The following is a 21,016-nucleotide window of genomic DNA, read 5'->3' as shown; positions in this document are numbered from 1 at the left end:
GGTTTTGCTTGAAAGGGGGCGACCTACCGTCGCGAGTTGGGAGGGCCTGGCGGCCCTAAAAGAGGGCGCGCGGCGGTGAAGTCTCCCCTCGCAGGGCTCGGGGAGACGCTGTGGTTCTGGACCACACTGTGGCTGGGGCGAACGGCTGGGGCTGGGTTTTGTTGTTGGTGTTGGAGTGGGCTGGGGTTGGGTTTTGGTGGGGGGTGACTGGTTTGGGGGCTCTTTGGTGTGGGGTGGGGCACTGAACCGAACCGGGGGGGGTTCTCGTGCGTCCTGGTAACAGGGGAGCTGCGAGAGCTTTCTGTTCCATTCGTACGCCGGTCCGGGAGGCCCGTTAGTGAACGACGATCGCACCCCCTCTTGGCCTGGCCAGGAACCCGATCCTCCGCGGCGACCGCAGAGGCCGCCGCAGCGTCCGCGGCGACCTGGGCCGCCGCCTGGTGCTCAAGGGCAGGGCGGGCAGCCGCCCCGGCGGCCTGGGCCGCCTCCTGCGTATCGGCAGCCCCCACCCGGGCAACAGCCGCCTCGGCGGCCTCGGGTCGAGCAGCCGACCGGGATGGTGCATCCCGCGCTGGGGCCGAATGACCGGGAACCGGACCTGATCACCCATCACACGCACAATGGGACCGGGCCGGACGACTTCGACTACGACAAGCCTTACTCCGGCGAGCAGGCCGCGTTCGACGAGTTCGCGCCCGGCGGCCAGGACGCCGATGGCAAGCCGGTGCTGAGCCCGGCGCAGCGCAAGAAGCGGCGGTGGCGGCGCATCCGGCGGACGCTGTACGTCCTCGTCGGCGTGTTCGTGGTGGTGCCCGCGATCGCCTTCGTGATCACGTACTTCCTCGTGGACGTGCCCTCGCCGAAGGACGTCGCGCAGACGCAGGGCCAGGCCGTGACCTTCCTGTACAGCGACGGCTCGGAAATGGGCAAGGACATCCCGAAGGGCCAGAACCGGCAGATCCTGCAGCCCGACCAGATCGCCGAGGTGATGAAACAGGCCGCGATCGCGACCGAGGACGCCTCGTTCGAGACGAACTCGGGCTTCGACGTCACCGGCATCCTGCGTGCGGGCTACAACCAGCTCACCGGGGGCACCGGCGGCGGGTCGACCATCTCCCAGCAGTACATCAAGAAGGCGACCGACAACGACGATCCCACGCTCACGCGTAAGTGGACCGAGCTCGCCAAGTCCTTCAAGATGAACCAGACGTTTGAGAAGAAAGACATCATCACCGCGTACCTGAACATCATCTACTTCGGACGCGGGGCGTACGGCGTGGGAGCGGCGTCGCAGGCTTTCTTCGCCAAGGACGCCAGCCAGCTCAACGCGTCCGAGGCGGCGCTGCTCGCGGGGCTCATCCAACAACCGGGCCGCTCCGAGAACCCCAAGGTCGCGCACGACCGGTGGAACACCGCGCTGGACCGGATGGTGACGAACAAGTACCTGAGCGCAGCCGACCGCGCCGCGGCCCAGTTCCCCGCGCCGATCCCGCTCGAGGACGCCAAGCAGCAGGCGGGCACGGTGAACCCGTTCATCAAGGCCCAGATCAAGGACGAACTGAGCGCGCAGGGCATCACCGAGGACAAGTACTACTCGGGCGGCTACAAGGTCAAGACGACCATCGACCCCCAGGCTCAGCAAGCGGCCGAGCGAGCGATCAGCGAGGGCATGCAGGGGTTCAAGGACCCCAAGCTGCTCAACGCGCTGGTCGCCGTCGACCCGAAAACCGGCGGCGTCCTCGCGTACTACGGCGGCGAGCCGCTGGTGAAGGGCCCCAACGGAGAGGATCAGGCTGGCCGGGACTGGGCGAACACCAGCCGTAACCCGGGTTCATCCATGAAGGCCTTCGACCTCACCGCGTTCCTGAAGCTGGGCAAGGGGCTCACCTCGACCTTCGACGGGTCCAACAACCGGAAGTTCGGCGACCGCGTCGTCCGCAACGCCGGGCCCGGCAGCAGTTGCTCCCAGCAGTGCACGGTCGCCGAAGCGATGGAACGTTCGGCCAACACGGTGTTCTACGACATGGTGCTGAACGTGACGAAGCAGGGCCCGGTCGCGGAAGCCGCGAAGGAAGCGGGCGTCAAAGCGGCTCCGGACGGCAACTCGACGCTGTTCACCGGGGACAACAACATCTCGCTCGGCGGCGGCAAGACCGCCATCACCCCGGTGGACATGGCCTCGGCGTATGCCACGTTCGCCGCGGACGGCGTCCAGCGTGACCGGCACTTCGTGGCACTGGTGACCAACGCGCAAAACGAGACCGCGTACGAGCCCAAGGGCGACTCGAAGTCCGTTTTCGCCAACGACACCGACCAGAGCAAGCAGATCGCCGGAAACGTGACCGCCGCGCTGAAGCCGGTGATCCCGTTCTCCCACCTGCAATGCCCGTCGGGGCACGAGTGCGCGGGCAAGACCGGCACCCAGCAGCACGAACCGAAGCCGGACGATGCCGCGTGGGCGAGGAACGCCAACTCGCAGACGTGGATGGTCGGCTATACGCCGTCTGTTTCGGCGTCGGTCTGGGTCGGCGGTGACCTCGACGAAGCGCTGTACGGCAAGACCTCCACGAGCCCGATCTACGGCTCGACGATCGCCGGGCCGATCTGGGCGAAGTTCATGGCGCTCTACCTCAAGGGCAAGCCGCCGGAGCAGTTCAGCCAGGTGAGGCCCATCGGCGGGGACGTGGCGCCGCCGCCATCGGCACCGGACACCACCGACGAGCAGCAGCCGTCGGGGGACGTGACGACGACGGAGACGGCGCCCGACACGAACACACGGGAATCGACGGATTCGACGGATCCGTCAAGGCCGGACTTCCCGACGAGGCCGACGAAGCCCTCGAAGACGAAGCCGCCGGACACGAGCGAGATACCGCAACCACCGGACATCCCCGGCGGTTAGCCGCGAAAACGGGCCCTTCACCGAGTCAGAACTGGTGAAGGGCCCTTTTCGTGGTCAGCCCAGCTTGACGACGCGACCTTCGAGACCCGAGCGGTGGGCGGCTTCGATGACGCGAAGGGTCTCGACGGCGCTCGCCGGGTCGACCGGGAACTCGCCGGACCCGTGCAGCGCGTCACGCACCTTGGCGTAGAAGTCCTGGTAGCGGCCTGCCTCGGTGGGCACGGTCGCCACGTCGTCGTTGACGCCCAGCAGCCCGGCGTCGGACTCGGGCTCGACGCCCCAGCCCTCGTCGCCCGGCCGCTTGCCGTCCTTGATCTGCGGCTCCTGCACGTCGAGGCCGTACTTCGTGAAGGTGGCCTTGTCCCCGAGCACCCGGAAACGCGGGTTACGGGTGCCCGCGAGCGCAGACGCCCACAGATGCGAACGCACGCCGTTGACGTGGCGCAGCGCGACGAAGGCGTCGTCGTCCACGGCCACGCCCGCCCGGCGGCGATCGACCTCGGCGTAGACCTCGGCCACCGGCCCGAACAGCTGCAACGCCTGGTCGACGATGTGCACGCCGAGGTCGTAGAGCAACCCGCCCGCCTCGGCCGGGTCGCCGAACTCGCGCCAGTTGTCCTTCGGCTTCGGCACCCAGCGGTCGTAGCGGGACTCGAAGCGGAAGACCTCGCCGAGCCGCCCGGAGTCGAGGACCCCGCGCACGGTCAGGAAGTCGGAATCGAACCGGCGGTTTTGGAACACGGTCAGCCCGACGCCGGCGGCCTTCGCGGCGGCGAGCACCTGCTCGGCCTCGGCCGCGGTCGGTGCGAACGGCTTGTCGACGACGACCGGCAGCCCGAGCTCGATGGCCCGCAGCGCAAGCGGCACGTGCGTGCGGTTCGGGGTGCTGACCACGACCAGGTCCAGCTCGCCCGCCTTGGCGAACAGCGCGTCGGCGTCGGGCACGATCTCGGCGGCGGGATGTTCGGCCCGCGCCTGGGCGGCCCGTTCCGGGTTCGCGGTGACGATCGCGGCGGGCACGAGGCCCGGCGTCGCGTCGATCAGCGGGGTGTGGAACACGCGCCCGCCGATGCCGTACCCGAAAATCCCGACACGCAGGTCATCAGTCATGCCACCCATTAAACAACAGTGTTGCGTAATTCGCCAGGCGTGGTTGGATCACCTCATGCCGGGAACCGGGGTCAACCTTCGCGGGCTGCGCGAGCACAACCGCGCGCTGCTGCTCGGCCAGATCCTGCGCGCGGGCGGGCTGAGTCGCGTCGAGCTCGCCGAGCGCAGCGGGCTCACCCAGCAAGCCGTGTCGAAGATCGTGCCCGAGCTGCTCACCACCGGCCTGCTCGAGGAGCAGCGCCTGCCCGCGGCCGGCGTCGGCAAACCCCGCACGCTCCTGCGCGTCCGCCCGAACGCCCGGTACGCGCTCGGCGCGCAGCTCGACCGCGACGAGCTGCGCGTGCTGCTGGTCGACCTGCTCGGCCGCCCGCTCGCCGCCGAGGTCCGCCCGCTGCGGGCCGGGTTCACCCCGGACCACGCCGTTTCCGTGCTCGCCGAAGCGGCCGAACTGCTGGTCGCCGACGTCGACCGCGCGCTCGTGCTGGGCATGGGCGTCGGCGCGGTCGGCCCGCTGGACCATCGCGAAGGCATCGTGCGCGACGCCACCAACCTGCCAGGCTGGCACGAGGTCCCGCTGCGCGAACTGCTCGCCGCGCGGACCGGCCTGCCGGTGATCCTGGACAAGAACACCAACACCGCGGCCGTCGCCCAGCACTGGCCGGACGGCGGCGGCGCGGCCACGGCCGTCGTGCTGGTCGGCACCGGGATCGGCGTCGGGCTGTTCATCGACGGACGGCTCTACCGGGGCCCGCGGACGAACGCCGGCGAGTTCGGGCACACCACACTCGCCTTCGACGGGCCACGCTGCGGCTGCGGCCGCCGCGGCTGCGTCGAGGTCCTGCACAACGCGGCGGCGAGCACCGGAGAAGCGGCGGGCCTGCTCGGCATCGGCCTCGCCGACCTGGTCCAGGTGCTGGATCTGGAGCGCGTCGTGCTGGCGGGACGGGCCGTGCACGCGGCACCGGACGTCTACCGCGAAGCCGTCGAGGCCCAGCTGGCCGAGCTCCTGCCCGTGCCGCACTGGCAGCGGATCCGCGTCGAAGTGAGCGAGCTCGGCGAGGACGTCGTGGCGCTCGGCGCCGCCGCAGAGGTGCTCACGGCGTTCTACGAAAACCCGAAGTAACGCTCTGCCACAAATACTTGGATGTAGTGGGACCTTCACCGCCATACCGCTAACATCCGCCAAGTGTCCGAGCAGACCACCGCCCCGGAGCCCGATGCGGCTCCCCTCTCCCTGACCCCAGGGGAGCGGGTCATCCCGAGCTGGACGGACCCCCTCGCGGCGGCCGCGACCAGACCCATCGGCGGCCCACTCGGGGAACACGCGGCGGTCGGCAGGCACTGGTTCTGGTCACCTCAGCGGGTGGCGCTGCTGTTCGCGATGTTCATGCTGATGCTCAGCTGGTTCGGCAAGGGCTCGTGCATCCAGCAGTACCAGGACAGCTCCGGCGCCAGCCAGCTCGACTGGCGGGCCGGACGCCCGTTCGTCGCGATGTGCTACTCGGACATCGTCCCGCTGTACTCGGCGGAACACCTCAACGACCCGCAGACCTTCCCGTACGTGTCCTCGTGGGTCGAGGACGCGGGATCGCAGAAGGCCCGCACCCGCTACATGGAGTATCCGGTGGTCACCGGCATGTTCCAGTGGGTCAACGCGCGCATCGCCCAGGGCTGGCTGGCGGGTGCGGAAGCGGGCTGGCTACCGGGCGCGCTCCCGGTGGCGGTGTATTTCAACATCACGGCCTTCTGGCTGGCGCTCGCCTGGCTGGTCACGGTCTGGGCGGTGGGCCGGACGGCCAAACGCAGACCGTGGGACGCACTCCTAGTGGCGATCTCACCCTTGATCCTGGTGCACGCTTTCACCAATTTCGACGCGATAGCCACCGCCCTGACCGCGGCAGCCCTGCTGGCCTGGTCGCGAAAACGCCCGGAAGTAGCCGGAATCCTCCTGGGCCTGGGCGCGGCAGCGAAGCTATACCCACTTTTCCTGTTGGGCGCCCTGTTCGTCCTGTGCCTGCGCAGCGGGAAGCTGAAGCAGTGGTCGATCGCGGCGGGTTTCACGGCGGCGACCTGGCTGATCGTCAACGTGCCGTTCTACCTCGCGGCGCCCCAGGGCTGGCAGGAGTTCTTCAGGCTGAACACGGTCCGCCCGATGGACCCGGACTCCGTCTACAACGTGGTGTCCTACCTCAGCGGCTGGACCGGGTTCGACGGCGTGCTGCCCCGAGGCACCACCCCGACCTGGCTCAACATCGTGGTGGCAGTCCTTTTCCTGGCCTGCTGCGCGGGAATCGCCTACATTGCCCTGACCGCCCCCCGACGCCCACGCCTGGCCCAACTCTGTTTCCTGGTGGTCGCGGCGTTCCTCCTGACCAACAAGGTCTGGAGCCCCCAGTACTCCCTCTGGCTGGTCCCACTGGCGGTACTGGCAATACCCCGCTGGCGCATCCTGCTGGCCTGGATGGTCATCGACGCCCTGGTCTGGGCCCCCCGAATGTTCTATTACCTGGGAGTGGACCACAAAGGCCTCCCCGAAGGCTGGTTCCTCAGCACGGTAATAATCCGCGACCTGGCAGTAATAGCCCTCTGCACCCTAGTAGTCCAAGAAATCTACAACCCCGCAAAAGACCTTATCCGCCAAGCAGGCGACGACGACCCAACAGGCGGAGTCCTAGAAAACACCAAAGACACCAAAAAAAACGCCCAAACAGCCTCCCCAGCCAAGTAGCGAAGAGAACCCTGGCACATCAGAAACAACAAAAACCCAACCCCAGCAGTCCGCCCCAACCACAACACCAACACCAACACCCAACCCCAGCCGTTTGCCCCAGCCACAGCGTCTCCCCGAGCCCTGCGAGGGGAGACTTCACCGCCGCGCGCCCTCTTTCAGGCCCGCCAGGGCCTCCCAACTCGCGACGGTAGGTCGCCCCCTACAAACAAAGCCGCACTTACGCTGGAAGTCGGGGCGACCTGGCGGCGCGAGTTTGTAAGCGCGCTGGCCAAAAAACACAGGCTTCTAACCACACCTCAGGACCCAACCAAAAACCCGCACTCACGCTGGGGACCAGTAACGACCCAGCGGCACGAGTTCGTAACCGCGCTGGCCAAAAAACAGGACTAAACCAGCTTCTCCCGAAGATAAGCGATATCCCCGGCTTGCCCATCCCCAGGCGTCTCCACCACCACCGGCGCCCCGGCCTCAGCCGCAACCCCCACCAGGACCTCGGGATCAATGGTCCCGTCCCCGCCGACAACGTTCGCATGCCGATCCCGGGCGGACCCGAACTCGTCCCGCGAGTTGTTCAGATGCACGAGATCAATCCGTCCGGTAATAGCCTTGACCCGCGCGACAGCTTCCCCAAGATCCCACCCAGCCGCGTACGCGTGACAAGTATCCAAACAAAACCCGGCCCCGAACTCCCCGACCTGGTCCCACAACCGCGCGATGACATCAAGTTCCCTGGTCATCGCGTTCTCACCGCCCGCGGTGTTCTCGATGAGAATCGGGACCGCGAACCCGCCCTTCTCGGCCTCCCGCTCGAACAGCTTCCGCCAGTTCGCGAGGCCCTGCTCGACGTCCTCACCTTCTCGTACGTGCCCGCCGTGCACGATGAGTCCCTTCGCGCCGATCGCGGCCGCCCCGGTCGCGTGCTGGGTGACGTTCTTCCGCGACGGGATCCGGATCTTGTTGTTCAGCGAGGCGACGTTGATCAGGTACGGCGCGTGGATGAACACGTCGACGGGTGCGTCCTTGATCGCCTCGCCGTGGGGGTGCGGCTTGGGCGCCTTCCAGCCCTGCGGGTCGGAGAGGAAGAACTGGACGACGTCGGCTTCGCGCTCGGCGACCGCGGCCAGCGGATCGTCGTCGCGGACGTGGGCGCCAATGTGCATACGAGCACGCTACTACCGGGCGAATCCCGCCCCTGAAGGCCCGCTTGGTCACGCTCGTGGAGTACCGTGAGCGCGTTCCGTGAGGCACGCTGGGTCCGAATGCCGGAGGGCTGTATGGGGAAGAACGCTGGTCGGATCACCGTTTTCGGGTTCGCGATGGCCGTTTCGGCCGCGGTCGCCTTCCCAATGACGGCGATGGCGGCGGACAGCCCGTCTCCGACGTTGAGCGGCGACTGTGACGCCACGCTGCAGAACGGGAAGACCGGCGACGGCCTCACCCTGGACGCGGGCGCCCCGCTGAACGCCCCCAACCGGCTCACCGTCGGCCTCGACTCGAAGGCCAAGTCCAGCCGCGACGGCAGGTCCCCGCTGCTCACGCTGCCGGTGGGCGACGTGGTGCGCGGTCTCGGCGTCGGCGAGGTGCCGGTGGTCGGCGACGCCGCCGCGAACACCGTGTGCCCTGCGGCGCAGAGCGTGGTGAACGGTGTCGGCAACGGAACGCAGGGGCTTCTTCAGCCGATCGTGAAACCGCCTGTCGTCGTACCGCCGAACGACCCCACCGAGCCGCCGATCCCGATTCCCCCGAACCCGCCGAAGCCCGGTGAGCCCGGCAACCAGATCGACCCGGTGGTGACCGGCCCCGGTGGCTCAGCCGGATCGGGTGGCGACGCGCTCTCCGGCATCTTCACCGGCAACGCGCTCCTGCCCGCCAACTTCGTGCAGGCCCCGGTCATCACCACGGTCATCCCCGGCCAGACGGTCCCGCTCGACGGCCAGGTGCCGACGGTCGACGAGCAGAAGTCCGGCAGCGCGCAGGCCCTGCCCGCCGCGATGACGCCCGCCAAGCTTCCACTGCTGCTCGCGGTGCTGGCGCTGGCCGTGGTCGCGGCCGCACTCGTGCGCGTCTGGCTTCGCCGCAAGCCCGCCTGACCCGAAGTCACCTTCAGTAACGCCCGCTTCCACTCGAATGCCTGACGCTTTCGAGTGAGCGGGCGTTACTCGTCTCGGATAGCGTCGTTATCACCGGTAGAGGTTCCGGGTAGAGACGTACCGGATCGGACGTGCCGAAGGGGTCGAGAGCCATGCAGGGTCGGACACGGAGGGCTACCGCCGTAGGGGCGACGGCCCTCGTTCTCGCGGGGTCAGCCGTGCTCGGCCTCCCGGGCACCGCTTCCGCCGCCGAAACCAAGACCGCCGCGTGCGGTGGTTCGGTCACGGCGAAACCGGGCGACACGATCTTCGGCACCACCCCCCTGCTTGGTATCCCACTGAACCTGGGCAATGCGGGCCCCACGCCCGGGGTGGAGATCCTGACCGGGACCATCAACGCGCTGCTCAACACTCTCTGCCGAGTCACCGTCACCGTGGTGGACACCGTCATCGCACCCGTCCCAGTGATCGGCGCACCGGTCGCCAGCGCGGTCAACCAGGGGGTCGTCGGCACGAGCCAAGGGCTCGGTAAAGCAGCGACCGACGCTGGTAAATCGCTGAGTGGCTCCAGCAAGCCCGCACCGGCGAAGCCCGGGACCGGCGGCAACCCGCAGCAACCGCCCGCGCAGGGCGGCGGCCCCGGTGGCTCCCCGGCACAGGGCGGCACCCCGGCGGGCTCGCTCCCGATCCCCGACGCGAACAGCCCCCTGCTGCCCGGCACGTTCTCCCCGAACTTCGGCGGCCTGCCGTTCGACCTGTCCACCGGCTACTCGCCGATGCGCGACTACAGCTCCATCCCGATGGCACTGGCCGGTCTGTTCACCCCGTCGCCGGGGCTGCGGTACGGCAGCCAGATCCCCGGTTACGCGCCCCAGTTCGGCCTCGTCGGGCCGGACGGCACCCCGGCCGGGAACGCGGGAATCCAAAACGCGGGACAGGCCGAAGCGCTCCCCACGGTGGGCGACGGTTTCTCGAACGGCAGCCAGTGGCCGGTGCTGATCGCGGTTCTGGCACTCTCCGGAGTCAGTGCGGGCCTGGTCCGCACCTGGGTGCTCCGCCGAATGATCGCTACTTCCTAGTCCGACCACCTAGTATCTTTCTCGGCACCGGCTCGTTGAGTACCTGTTGCACCATTTCATGCCCACCGACTCCCCACCGGAGGACAGCGCTCGTGCGGAAGACCCTGATCTGGCAGACCACCCGCAAAGCGCTCACGGTCACCGCACTGGCGGCCTTCGTCACCGGCGGCGCCTTCTTCATGAGCGGAACCGCGTCCGCGGCGACCACGCTCGCTGACGGCTGCACCGGCGCGGTCAGCGGCAGCATGGGCGACCAGGTCGCGGTCAAGGGTTCCGTCGTGAGCGGCATGGTGAAGCAGGCCGCTCAGGAAAGCGTCAAATACTTCCTGCTCATCCCGGTCAACGGCGTTAACCCGGACAAACTGTCGACCGCGATCAACGGCCAGACGATGATCGTCGGCAAAATCCCCAACACCGCGGGAAGCTCCATCGCGAGCACCGAGGTGGCCAAGTCGGTCGCCGCCGCGCTTCAGAACGCCGACGGCCTCGGCAACAGCACGAGCGACAAGCAGACCACGCTGACGAACATCACGAACAAGGTCGCGGGCGCCTGCGCCGCAGGGCTGACCACAATCGCCACGGACTACACCGCGCCGACCACGCCCAACTCGAACACAGGCACCGGTACTCAGAACGGCGGCACGTACACCGCTCCAGGCACTCCGGGGAACCTGTCGCTCGGCACCGGCGGCGTCACGGGCACCGCCCCGCAGCGCGACTACGGCAACATCCCGTCGGCTTCGCCGGGCTTCGCCGTGCCGCCGGGCGTGCGCTACCCGTCGAACAGCCCGCTGCCCGGTGACCAGCAGGCCCCGCAGTTCGGCATCGCCGGCGCGAACGGCCAGAGCGGCCAGGGCACCGACGTCCGCAACGCCGGTAACGCCGAGTCGCTCGCGTCGTCCGGGGTCGGCAGCGACGTCCAGCTGCCGATGCTCCTGGCCGTCGTCGTGCTCGCCGGAGTGACCGCCGCGCTGGTCCGCACCTGGGTGCTGCGCCGCGTCTGAACAGGGCCGGGTACGCTTACCTCGACAAAACCCTCCTGCCATGGACAGTCCATGGCCGTGAGCCCATAGGAGGTGAGTGGTTGTGTCACGCCATTACGAGGTAATGGTCATCCTCGATCCCACGCTCGACGAGCGCACAGTCGCCCCGACGCTGGACACGTTCCTGAACGTGATCCGGACGACCGGCGGCAGCGTTGAAAAGGTCGACGTTTGGGGCCGGAGGCGGCTCTCGTACGAAATCAAGAAGCACGCTGAGGGCATCTACGCCCTGCTGGACCTGAACTCCACGTCGGACGCCGTCAAGGAGCTCGACCGCCAGCTTTCGCTGCAGGAGACCGTGCTGCGCACGAAGGTCATGCGTCGCGAGATCAAGCGCGTCGCGGCCAAGGTCCCCGCGCCTGCCGCCGCTGCGGCTCCCGCTGCCGCCGCCGCTCCTGCTGCGGCCCCCGCCGCCGCGACGACTGAGGCCGCTGCTCCCGCCGCGGCCGCTCCCGCCGCCGCCAAGGCCTGAGGCGAAGGAGTCCCCCGATGGCTGGAGACACCGTCATCACGGTGATCGGCAACCTGACGTCCGACCCTGAGCTCCGCTTCACCCCGTCCGGCGCGGCGGTCGCGAACTTCACTGTCGCGTCCACGCCCCGCATGCTGGACAAGGCTTCGGGCGAGTGGAAGGACGGCGAGGCGCTGTTCCTGCGCTGCAACATCTGGCGCCAGGCCGCGGAGAACGTGGCCGAGTCGCTGACCCGCGGTGCCCGCGTGGTCGTGCAGGGCAGGCTCAAGCAGCGTTCCTTCGAAACGAAGGAAGGCGAGAAGCGCACCGTCGTCGAGCTCGAGGTCGAGGAGATCGGCCCCTCGCTCAAGTACGCGACCGCCAAGGTGAACAAGGTCAGCCGCGGCGGCGGAGGCGGTGGCTTCGGTGGTGAGTCCGGCGGATCCGGTGGCGGCGGTAACAGCGCCCCGGCCGACGACCCGTGGGGTTCCGCCCCGCCCTCCGGTGGATCCGGTGGCGGCGGCGGCGGTTTCGCCGACGAACCCCCGTTCTGAGCCTCTGCTTCAGCATCTGCGAGATACACAACCACTACGTGAACATCCAGGAGTAAACCGTGGCTAAGCCACCCATTCGCAAGCCCAAGAAGAAGGTCTGCGTGTTCTGCAAGGCCGAGAAAAAGGGCCGCCCGGAAGCGATCGACTACAAGGACACCAACCTGCTTCGGAAGTACATCTCCGACCGCGGGAAGATCCGTGCCCGTCGCGTGACCGGCAACTGCAGCCAGCACCAGCGTGACGTCGCCATCGCGGTCAAGAACTCCCGCGAGATGGCGTTGCTCCCCTACACCTCGACCGCACGCTAAGGAGGCACGTCATGGCGAAGATCATTCTCACCACCGACGTCGCCAACCTCGGTGGACCCGGCGACATCGTCGAGGTCAAGGACGGCTACGCGCGTAACTACCTGTTCCCCCGTGGTTACGCCATCGCGGCGAGCAAGGGCGCGGAGAAGAACGTGCAGACCATCCGCCGCGCGCAGGAGGGTCGCCGTATCCGCGACCTCGACCACGCCAAGGAGATCAAGGCGACGCTGGAGGGCCTCGGGGCCATCGAGCTGTCCGCCAAGTCGGCCGAGGGCTCGAAGAAGCTCTTCGGTTCGGTCACCACCACCGACATCGTCTCGGCGATCAAGGCGGCCGGTGGCCCGCTGCTCGACAAGCGCGTCATCGAGCTGAAGGACCACATCAAGACCGTGGGCAAGCACTCGGTCGGCGCCCGGCTGCACCCGGACGTCAAGGTCGAGGTTCGCCTCGAGGTCAAGGCCAAGTAGTTCCCGGCAGCTGCCGGTCAAAGAAGGCGGGACACTCCTCACGGGGTGTCCCGCCTTCTTCGCGTTCCGGAGTCATCGAGATAGGCCTGGTTTCCCCTTCCGGAGTCGGAACCAGAAGGACTGCGTTAACATCCAAGGTGCTGATCTCGCCGAACGGGGACGCGGGAAGTAGCGAAGGGGATCGAGAGCATGGGCCAGCAGCCGAACACGGTGACCGACTCGTTGACCAGCGTGCCGCCGCCCGCGCCGATCCAGGTCGGCAGCGGAGGCAGCGCCGGCGGCTACAAATTCAGCCCCGACGAGGTCCAGGGCGTCATCAACCAGTGGAAAAAGCTGCAGAGCGACCTCTTGAACGACGTCACGAACGCGCAGACCGTCGCCTCGGTCAAGCCGCCAGGTACGGAGTTCGCCAGCGGTGACTTCATCGACAAGGGTGCGAAAATCTCCGGCGACACGCTCCTCGAGCAGCACAAGCGCATGTACACGTACGTGTCGAACTACATCGAGGCCCTGGAAAAAGCGAGCGGCAAGATCAAACAGGGCGAGGCCGACGCCGCGCATGCCACTGGTAAGTCCGGTCAAGGAGTCTGAAGCATGTTCCGCACCATCCGGCTCGCAGCGGCCGCCCTCGCGGCCCTCGGCCTGCTCACCGCCTGCACCGGCAAGGCCGGCGGCACCGCTGAGCCCACCGGGTCGGCTGGGACGCCCAGTAGCACCCCCGCTGGCGCCGCGCCCCGTGTACCGGCCGCATTGCCGACCACGGGTCTGCTCGCGGACCCCTGCACCGCGCTCTCGGCGGCCCAGGTGAGCACGATCGGCCTGACCGGCGCGGGAGAGAAGGTCAACGGCTCGACAGGTGTGAACTGCAAGTGGCTCTCGACCACCTCCGACTCCAACGCGGTGGTCATCGCACCCCTGCCCGTCAACACCGGTGGCCTCAGCGACATCTACGCCGGCAAGAAGCAAGCCGCGTACTTCGAACCGGTCACCGTTTCCGGGTACCCGGCTGTCTTCAGCGAGATCCAAGACAGCCGGACCAGCGGATTCTGCGCACTCTGGGTCGGCGTGACCGACCAGCTCGCGGTCCAGGTCTCGACCCTGCTTCCGGTCGGCCAGAACACGTCCAACCCGTGTCCGATCGCGCAGAAGGTCGCGGACGCGATGATCCAGCATCTCAAGGGGGCCGCGTGAACAGCGCGGAGCTGACCGTCCTGGAAGGGGTGGCACGTCATGGGGAATGACTCCAACACCGTCGGTAAAGAGCTGAAGGACGCGGCGGTCGGCGCGGGCGTCGGTGCCGCGATCGGCTCGGTCGTGCCGGGCGTCGGCACCGTGGTCGGCGCCGGGGTCGGCGCGGTCGTCGGCAGCCTGGTCGGGCTGTTCAGCGGCGGGCCGGACGCGCAGCACGCCGAAGCGAACATCGGCGGCCGCTCGATCGACGCGCGCAAGATCTGGGAGCAGATCAGTCCGGGTAGCTCGGCGTCGCTGCACGGTGGCGCGGGCGCGGCCCAGACCCTGCAGGGCGTCCACGACGCCAGGGCCCAGCAGATCACCGCGATCAACAAGTCGATGGACGCCGCCTGGCAGGGCAACGCGGCCTCGGCGGCGCAGGGTGGCGCGCACCCGCTGGGCACCTGGTTGCAGGACTCGGCCGCGAACCTGCAGAAGAGCCACACCTACCTGAGCACCCAGGCCGAATGCTTCGACACCGCGAAGTCCAAGGTCCAGGAGATCTCGTCGAAGCCGCCCGAGTCCGGGTTCCTGGACGGGGTGAACCCGTTCAGCGACAAAGACGACGAGATCAACAAGTACAACGAGCAGGGCCAGACCAATGTCACCGCCTTCAACGCGTACTACAACGCGAGCGCGCAGAACGCGTCGAGCATGCCGCAGTTCAGCGCGTGGCAGGGCAACCAGATGTCCGATGGCACCGGCGGCGGCAACTTCGGCAACGGTGGCGGCGGCAACTTCGGGGGCGGCGGGGGCAACGTCGGCGGCGGCAGCGGTGGGTTCAACCCGCCGAAGACCAACCTCCCGAAGACCACCGTGCCGAAGTTCGACACGAAGGTGCCCACCTCCTCGATTCCGCCCGGCAGCAACACGTACCACCCGCCGACCGGCACCAACCTCCCGCCGGGCACGCACACGCCGGGCAGCGGTTACGACGGCACCACCTCGACGAGCGGCTACACCCCGCCGAGCAGCGGCGACTACTCCAGCGGGTTCGGCCCCGGCGGCGGCGGCGGCGCTGGCTTCGGCCCCGGCAGCTTCGGCAGCGGCGGGGGCGCGGGCAGTGGCTCGGGTTCCGGCGCCGGGGCCGGGGCCGGTGGCTTCGGTGTCGGCGGTTTCGGTCCCGGTGGGGCCGGTGCGTTCTCCGGCGCGGCTGAAGCGGGCGCCGGCGCGGGTGCCGGTGGGCTGCGCGGCGGTGCCGCTGGTGGCGCCGCGGGCGCCGGTTCGGGCCGTCCCGGTGCCTCCGGGATGGGCGGCATGGGTCACGGCAAGGGCGCCAAGGGCGGCGAGGACGAGGAGCACACCACCAAGTACCTCGTCTCCGAGGACCCCAACGAGCTGTTCGGCTCGGATGACCTCACCGCACCTCCCGTCATCGGCGAATGAGACCAGGGAAAACAACTGTGCTGGACCAGCCACTGAAGTTCACCACCCCGACGCTGCTCAACCTGATCAGGCGCCGGGGCGGTGAACCGCATCAGACCCTCTCGGGCATCCCGACCTGGTACGACGCCGAGGCTCAGCGAATCCTCGACCAGCAGGTCAACGCGGTGCTGACGGAGCACGGGCTGATGGGGCCACGCGGGATGGACCGCGACCTGATTTCCGTGGTCGAGTCCATCTCGCGCCCCCAGCTGGAGTACTACGGCTGGTTCGAGGGCGAGTTCGAAAACCGCCCGAAGAACTTCACCGTGCTCGCGGGCAGCGGCAGCGGCGGCGGTTTCGTGCTGATGCGCTACATCAACGAGGACGAGGTCGTCGTCAAGCACGTGCGGCCGGAGCTGCTGCTCCAGTCCTTCGTCGACCAGATCCCGCTGGGCAGGCCCGGCAACGGGCAGCCGATCGTGCTGAGCAAGAGCGAGTTCACCAGCGGCAGGCCCGCCGACGACGAGGGCGAGGTCTCGATCATGCGTGCCGCGCCCGGTCGCGGCACGCCGCCGTCGCCGATCAAGGAGGCCCAGCGGATCCTCAAGGCTCCGCGGACGGGAGCGGGCAGTCTCTACGTGGCGTCCCGCACCGAGGCCGGCACCCGGCGACGCAGCGAGCGTCCGCTGAACTTCATCGACACGGACGAAGGCCGCTGGCTGATGGAGGAGCGCCCGGGACGCGGCGACTCGCTCGTCGTGTTCACCCCGGCGACCCCGCAGATGCTGGGCGAGCGGCTGCGCAACGCCCAGAGCACGCTGAGCTGATCGGTACGGTCCGCGCCGCAGCGAACACTCGGTGAACCACGCGGGTACCGCGGGAAACCCTGGGCTGACCACCTCGTGATCGTCCTACCAGCACGTTCTCCGCAAGTGGTCACTCAGCGTGCAGGGCGGGTTCACCGAGACCTGCTGTGTACTCCGTTCAGCCGACCGGGTCATCGCTCTACCCTCCGTAGCATTCATCCACAGGTGTGGTCCCTCGTGCCGGACAGGCCCGTTCGCGACACGCCGAACGACGGAGTTCGCGCGACACGCCGAACGGGTTTCGGCAAAGTTTTCCACAGCTTTCACACAGGGTCTGACCTGCGCTTCTTTGCGAATCGGTCAAGCTTGTCCCCAAGTTGTCCACAGCGTTCGCGGCACCTGTGACTGGTTGCCCCCAGTCATCCCCAGGTTGTCCACAGGAGAGTCCCCAAGCTGAATTGCGCTAGTCCTTCCGGGGGATCTAGCGTGCCGGGCAGACCGGTACTCACGGTGTTGCCCGGCGGGCGTCCAGCAGGCGCCCGGCGTGGCAAGCACGGCGGGCGGGCCCCCTGGGACATCATCTGGGGACAGGGAGCAGGACGAGGGCCCGCCCGGGAGAGCAGTACCGACGCGCTTTCGGCGGAAAGAGTGCCCGAGCGCGGAAAATCCGGCATAATCGAACTGGTGTTCGCATGATGAGGGGGTGTTCGCGGCGGTGGCGCTGACCGACGACCGCAGTCCGATGTACGCGGAGTCCGACCCCGGTCCGAGTGAACCGGGGCCCCGGGCAGGCGAATTCGACCGCCAGCCGCCGCAGGACATCGCCGCCGAGCAGTCCGTACTCGGCGGGATGCTGCTGTCCAAGGACGCGATCGCCGACGTCATCGAAGCGCTCGGCCCCGACGATTTCTACCGCCCCGCGCACCAGGCGGTGTACGACTGCGTCCTCGACCTGTACGGCCGCGGCGAGCCGGCGGACCCGATCACCGTGTCCGCCGAGCTGGAGCGGCGCGGCGAACTGGGCCGCGTCGGCGGCGCGCCGTACCTGCACACGCTCATCGCCACGGTGCCCACGGCGGCCAACGCCGGGTACTACGCGGAGATCGTCGCGGAGAAGGCGGTGCTGCGGCGCCTGGTCGAAGCGGGCACCCGGATCGTGCAGTACGGCTACGGCGCGGCCGCGGCCGACGGCGCGAACATCGACGAAGTGGTCGACCGCGCACAGGCCGCGATCTACGATGTCACCGAGCGGCGCACCAGCGAGGACTACGTCGCACTGGAAGAGCTGCTCCAGCCGACGATGGACGAGATCGACGCCATCGCCTCCCGCGGCGGTTCGGCGCGCGGCATCCCGACCGGGTTCGCCGAGTTCGACGACGTGACCAACGGCCTGCACCCCGGCCAGATGATCATCGTCGCGGCCCGTCCCGGTGTCGGCAAGTCGACCCTCGGGCTGGACTTCGTCCGCTCGGCGTCGATCAAACACGGCCTGACCAGCGTCGTCTTCTCGCTGGAAATGAGCCGCACCGAGATCGTCATGCGCATGCTCTCCGCCGAAGCGAGGATCCGGCTGGCGGACATGCGCGGTGGCAAGATGTCCGACGACGACTGGACCCGGCTGGCCCGGCGGATGAGCGAGGTCTCCGAGGCGCCGCTGTTCGTCGACGACTCGCCCAACATGACGATGATGGAGATCCGGGCGAAAGCCCGGCGGCTCAAGCAGCGTCACGACCTCAAGCTCGTGGTCGTGGACTACCTGCAGCTGATGACCTCGGGCAAGCGCGTCGAGTCGCGGCAGCAGGAAGTCTCGGAGTTCTCGCGGCAGCTGAAGCTGCTGGCCAAGGAGATCGAAGTCCCGGTGATCGCGATCAGCCAGCTGAACCGTGGTCCCGAGCAGCGGACCGACAAGCGCCCGATGCTGTCCGACCTCCGTGAGTCCGGCTCGCTGGAGCAGGACGCGGACATCGTCCTGCTGATCAACCGCCCCGACGCCTGGGAGCGCGACGACCCGCGCGCCGGCGAGGCCGACCTGATCCTGGCGAAGCACCGTGCCGGACCGACCAGCACCATCGTGGTCGCGCATCAGCTGCACTACAGCCGGTTTACTGATCTGGCCCACGAGTAGCTTGTGTTTTTTGGCCAGCGCGCTCACAAACTCGCGCCGCCAGGTCGCCACTGGTCAGGTACGAAAGTGCGGGTTTTGTTTTTGGGTGTTGTGGCTGGGTTGGGTGGCTGGGGTTAGGATTTGTGGGTTTTTTTGGTGTAGTTGGTGATGAAGTCGGTTAGGAGGCGGGCGAAGGTTTGCTGGTCTGCTGGGGACCAGTTCGCCATTGCCTCCGCGAAGACTGCTTGGCGGAAGGCGTGCATTTTGTTCAGGCTGGCGGTGCCTGCTTCGGTTGGTGTTAAGACTGTTCGCCTGCCGTCGCTCTGATCCGCTTCGCGCTTCAGGAGGCCTAGGTCGACTGCTCGGGCTACCAGCCTGCTGGCTCGGGGCTGGTCTACTCCCAGTGCGGTGCCGAGGGTGGTGACCGTGCTTGGTTCGCCTCGGTCCGTGTATTCCTCGACTACGTCCAGGAGCTCCATCACCGCCTGCTCGGGGGCGTCTGCGGCGCGGGGGCGGGCGATCTTCGACAACGCACGGCGTGCCTGGCTCCGCCGGATGGCGATCATCGCCCGCTCGACCTCGACCACGGGATCCGTCACTGGCTTGCCTCTCCGGCCATATGCATGTATTTTTACATGCACTTGTTCGTTGACATTGAGGAGCCTCTCATGAAACCCCTCGGTTACTGGCTGGTCCACGTGCACCAGCTTCTCGAAGCCGTTCTCGACGCCACCCTGCGCACGGAATCGCTCACCCGGCGGCACTGGCAGGCACTCAACACGATCGCCAACGGCGCGGGCACCCAGGAGGGCGTCGAGCGAGCGATGGCACCGTTCGTCACCCAGGGCGACCTGATGAATCCTCTGCTGGACGACTTCCGCCACCGCGGCTGGCTCACCACCAGCACCGACGGCACCGGGTTCACGTTGACCGAAGATGGCCGCGCCGCACATGTCCGCACGCAAAACGCGGTAGTGGCGTACCGCGCCATGGTGACCGAGGGCGTCAGCGACGAGGAATACCTGACCACCCACCGAGTGCTCGAGCGCGTGGCGGCAAACCTCGAAGCCGCAACCAGGAACTGACCGACCCCAGGAATATCGCGACCCTTCCCAGTGTCAGGTACCATGTAGTTGAACTTTCAACACTTGGAGGCGGCGATGTCCTCGCCCGAAACCCAGACACGGACCCCGGTCCTTTACCTGAGCCACGGCGCCCCGCCCCTGGCGGACGACGAAACCTGGACACGCCAACTGGCGGAGTGGTCCACAGACCTCGAGAAGCCCAAGGCAATCCTGGTCGTCTCGGCCCACTGGGAAGAGGCCCCCTTAACCCTGGGCGCAACCACCACCGTGCCCCTGGTCTACGACTTCTGGGGCTTCCCCGACCACTACTACGCGGTGAAGTACGAGGCACCGGGAGCACCGGACCTGGCCGCAAAGGTCCGCAAGCTCCTGAAAACTCCCCAAACCCCAGTTCACGACGCCCCGGACCGCGGCCTGGACCACGGCGCCTACGTACCCCTGGTGGAGATGTTCCCGAAAGCGGACCTCCCAGTACTGCAGATCTCAATGCCCTCCCTGGACCCCCAGCAGCTGTTCGACCTCGGCAAACGCCTGGCCCCCCTACGCGACGAGGGCGTCCTGATCATCGGAAGCGGCTTCTTCACCCACAACCTGAGCGCACTCCGTCAGGTGGACGGCCCCAACGGCACCCCGCCCACCTGGTCGACCGAGTTCGACCACTGGGGCGCCGAAACCCTCAGCACCGGAGACCTGGACGCCCTACTGGACTTCCAGCACAAAGCCCCAGCAGCCCCCCTGGCCCACCCCCGCACAGAACACTTCGCCCCCCTCTTCGTCTCACTCGGCGCAAGCACAACCACCCAAAAACCCCAAACAAAAATAAGCGGCTACTGGCACGGCCTAGCAAAAAGATCCCTCCAATTCTCCTAACCACCCACCCCCAACCCCCAACCCCACCAAGACTTTCAAACCCACCAAGACTTCACAGTGTGCGGAACCGCCAAGACTCAGCCGAGCCAGTCACCGGTTCATCCAGACCCGCCCCCGACACGCACCACTAAGAACGCGTCTGAGAACTGTCGCAGCAGCCGCCGCTACCCTCCACAAAGGACGAAAAGTCTACCCATTCGCCCGTTTCATACCGCCATGACCGTTTCATACGTGCCCCTGAAGGCCACCATGACAGCGTTAAACGCCGTGAAGGCTCCCATCAGGGCACACGGCAAACCTGGGTAGCGACCGAAGGGGACCTTCCCTCGACTCAACCTCGCAAAAGGCCCCTTCACCAGAACAGACCATGTGAAAGTCCCCGTCAGTCACGCGGCCCTAGGAGACTGCTGAATAACAGCGTTCGGATGATTGATCAAATATGAAAGCGCTGGTCAGGCGACTTCAATTGATCTTCAGATCGACTTATTCAGCGGTCTCCTAGGCACCAAACTGGACGACATGACATCAGTTTCCGGACGCCCTCTAAAACTCGGCCACCGCTGTTTGCCGGGACCACAGGGTCTCCGCGAGCTCTGCGAGTGGAGACTTCACCGCCGCGCGCCCTCTTTCGCGGCCGCCAGGCCGCCCCAACTCGCGACGGTAGGTCGCCCCCTACAAACAAAAGCCGCACTTACGCTGGAAGTCAGGGGCGACCTGGCGGCGCGAGTTTGTGAGCGCGCTGGCCAAAAAACACAGGCTTCTAGCCGCACCTCAGGACGCAACCAAAAAAAACGGGCCCAAGAGCTGGCTGCTCTTGGGCC

19 protein-coding genes and 1 pseudogene are annotated in these 21,016 nt (G+C 67.5%); 17 read left to right on the top strand and 3 right to left on the bottom strand.

The window, feature by feature from the left end:
- The first annotated feature begins 556 nt into the window (after positions 1-556).
- Positions 557-2,902, top strand: a complete 2,346-nt coding sequence (locus QMK34_RS05240) for a transglycosylase domain-containing protein (protein WP_442785100.1) — start codon at positions 557-559, stop codon at positions 2,900-2,902.
- 54 nt (positions 2,903-2,956) lie between these two features.
- Here QMK34_RS05240 and QMK34_RS05235 read toward each other — a convergent pair whose 3' ends face one another.
- Positions 2,957-4,012, bottom strand: a complete 1,056-nt coding sequence (locus QMK34_RS05235) for a Gfo/Idh/MocA family oxidoreductase (RefSeq protein ID WP_326412108.1) — start codon at positions 4,010-4,012, stop codon at positions 2,957-2,959.
- 55 nt (positions 4,013-4,067) lie between these two features.
- Between QMK34_RS05235 and QMK34_RS05230 the strand changes: the two genes are divergently transcribed.
- Positions 4,068-5,135 (top strand): ROK family transcriptional regulator, encoded by a 1,068-nt coding sequence (locus tag QMK34_RS05230; protein ID WP_326412106.1) that lies wholly within the window; start codon positions 4,068-4,070, stop codon positions 5,133-5,135.
- A gap of 63 nt (positions 5,136-5,198) precedes the next feature.
- Positions 5,199-6,740 carry a glycosyltransferase family 87 protein gene (locus tag QMK34_RS05225; protein WP_326412104.1) on the top strand — a complete coding sequence of 514 codons (1,542 nt, stop codon included), beginning with the start codon at positions 5,199-5,201 and terminating at the stop codon, positions 6,738-6,740.
- A 389-nt stretch (positions 6,741-7,129) separates the two neighbouring features.
- On the opposite strand, the gene QMK34_RS05220 is transcribed toward QMK34_RS05225, so the two are convergent.
- Positions 7,130-7,903 (bottom strand): deoxyribonuclease IV, encoded by a 774-nt coding sequence (locus tag QMK34_RS05220; protein WP_326412101.1) that lies wholly within the window; start codon positions 7,901-7,903, stop codon positions 7,130-7,132.
- A 114-nt stretch (positions 7,904-8,017) separates the two neighbouring features.
- Here QMK34_RS05220 and QMK34_RS05215 point away from each other — a divergent pair, with 114 nt between their 5' ends.
- From QMK34_RS05215 to dnaB, 12 genes and pseudogenes are all read left to right on the top strand, one after another.
- The gene (locus QMK34_RS05215) at positions 8,018-8,833 is read left to right on the top strand and encodes a hypothetical protein (RefSeq protein WP_326412099.1); all 816 of its coding nucleotides are present in this window, start codon (positions 8,018-8,020) and stop codon (positions 8,831-8,833) included.
- Between the two features lie 152 nt (positions 8,834-8,985).
- Positions 8,986-9,912: a hypothetical protein gene (locus QMK34_RS05210; protein ID WP_326412097.1), complete on the top strand. Its 927-nt coding sequence runs from the start codon at positions 8,986-8,988 to the stop codon at positions 9,910-9,912.
- Between the two features lie 92 nt (positions 9,913-10,004).
- Positions 10,005-10,916 (top strand): hypothetical protein, encoded by a 912-nt coding sequence (locus tag QMK34_RS05205; RefSeq protein WP_326412093.1) that lies wholly within the window; start codon positions 10,005-10,007, stop codon positions 10,914-10,916.
- Between the two features lie 82 nt (positions 10,917-10,998).
- A pseudogene (gene rpsF, locus QMK34_RS05200) lies at positions 10,999-11,328 on the top strand (30S ribosomal protein S6); the annotation flags it as partial.
- A 116-nt stretch (positions 11,329-11,444) separates the two neighbouring features.
- Complete coding sequence (locus QMK34_RS05195; RefSeq protein WP_326412089.1) at positions 11,445-11,960, top strand: single-stranded DNA-binding protein; 516 nt, start codon at positions 11,445-11,447, stop codon at positions 11,958-11,960.
- Between the two features lie 59 nt (positions 11,961-12,019).
- Positions 12,020-12,268 (top strand): 30S ribosomal protein S18, encoded by a 249-nt coding sequence (rpsR, locus tag QMK34_RS05190; RefSeq protein ID WP_113695352.1) that lies wholly within the window; start codon positions 12,020-12,022, stop codon positions 12,266-12,268.
- Between the two features lie 11 nt (positions 12,269-12,279).
- Positions 12,280-12,735 (top strand): 50S ribosomal protein L9, encoded by a 456-nt coding sequence (gene rplI, locus QMK34_RS05185; protein WP_326412079.1) that lies wholly within the window; start codon positions 12,280-12,282, stop codon positions 12,733-12,735.
- A 189-nt stretch (positions 12,736-12,924) separates the two neighbouring features.
- Positions 12,925-13,326 carry a hypothetical protein gene (locus tag QMK34_RS05180; protein ID WP_326412077.1) on the top strand — a complete coding sequence of 134 codons (402 nt, stop codon included), beginning with the start codon at positions 12,925-12,927 and terminating at the stop codon, positions 13,324-13,326.
- Positions 13,327-13,329: 3 nt separating this feature from the next.
- Entirely contained in the window at positions 13,330-13,926 is a 597-nt protein-coding gene (locus QMK34_RS05175; RefSeq protein WP_326412075.1) for a DUF3558 domain-containing protein, read from the top strand.
- Positions 13,927-13,965: 39 nt separating this feature from the next.
- The gene (locus QMK34_RS05170; protein ID WP_326412073.1) at positions 13,966-15,351 is read left to right on the top strand and encodes a hypothetical protein; all 1,386 of its coding nucleotides are present in this window, start codon (positions 13,966-13,968) and stop codon (positions 15,349-15,351) included.
- 17 nt (positions 15,352-15,368) lie between these two features.
- A complete protein-coding gene (locus QMK34_RS05165) occupies positions 15,369-16,157 on the top strand; it encodes an ESX secretion-associated protein EspG (RefSeq protein WP_326412071.1) in 789 nt (262 codons plus the stop codon).
- A gap of 694 nt (positions 16,158-16,851) precedes the next feature.
- Positions 16,852-18,261, top strand: coding sequence for a replicative DNA helicase (gene dnaB, locus QMK34_RS05160; protein WP_326412128.1), 1,410 nt, complete (start codon positions 16,852-16,854; stop codon positions 18,259-18,261).
- A gap of 113 nt (positions 18,262-18,374) precedes the next feature.
- On the opposite strand, the gene QMK34_RS05155 is transcribed toward dnaB, so the two are convergent.
- Complete coding sequence (locus QMK34_RS05155) at positions 18,375-18,839, bottom strand: MarR family winged helix-turn-helix transcriptional regulator (protein ID WP_326412070.1); 465 nt, start codon at positions 18,837-18,839, stop codon at positions 18,375-18,377.
- A 69-nt stretch (positions 18,840-18,908) separates the two neighbouring features.
- Between QMK34_RS05155 and QMK34_RS05150 the strand changes: the two genes are divergently transcribed.
- Both QMK34_RS05150 and QMK34_RS05145 read left to right on the top strand, forming a co-directional pair.
- Positions 18,909-19,325: a MarR family winged helix-turn-helix transcriptional regulator gene (locus QMK34_RS05150; protein ID WP_326412068.1), complete on the top strand. Its 417-nt coding sequence runs from the start codon at positions 18,909-18,911 to the stop codon at positions 19,323-19,325.
- 75 nt (positions 19,326-19,400) lie between these two features.
- Positions 19,401-20,195, top strand: a complete 795-nt coding sequence (locus QMK34_RS05145; protein ID WP_326412066.1) for a dioxygenase family protein — start codon at positions 19,401-19,403, stop codon at positions 20,193-20,195.
- The last annotated feature ends 821 nt before the right edge of the window (positions 20,196-21,016 follow it).

It is taken from the genome of Amycolatopsis sp. H20-H5, assembly GCF_035828755.1.
GTDB lineage: Bacteria > Actinomycetota > Actinomycetes > Mycobacteriales > Pseudonocardiaceae > Amycolatopsis.
This window is presented reverse-complemented; position numbering and strand designations above follow the sequence as displayed.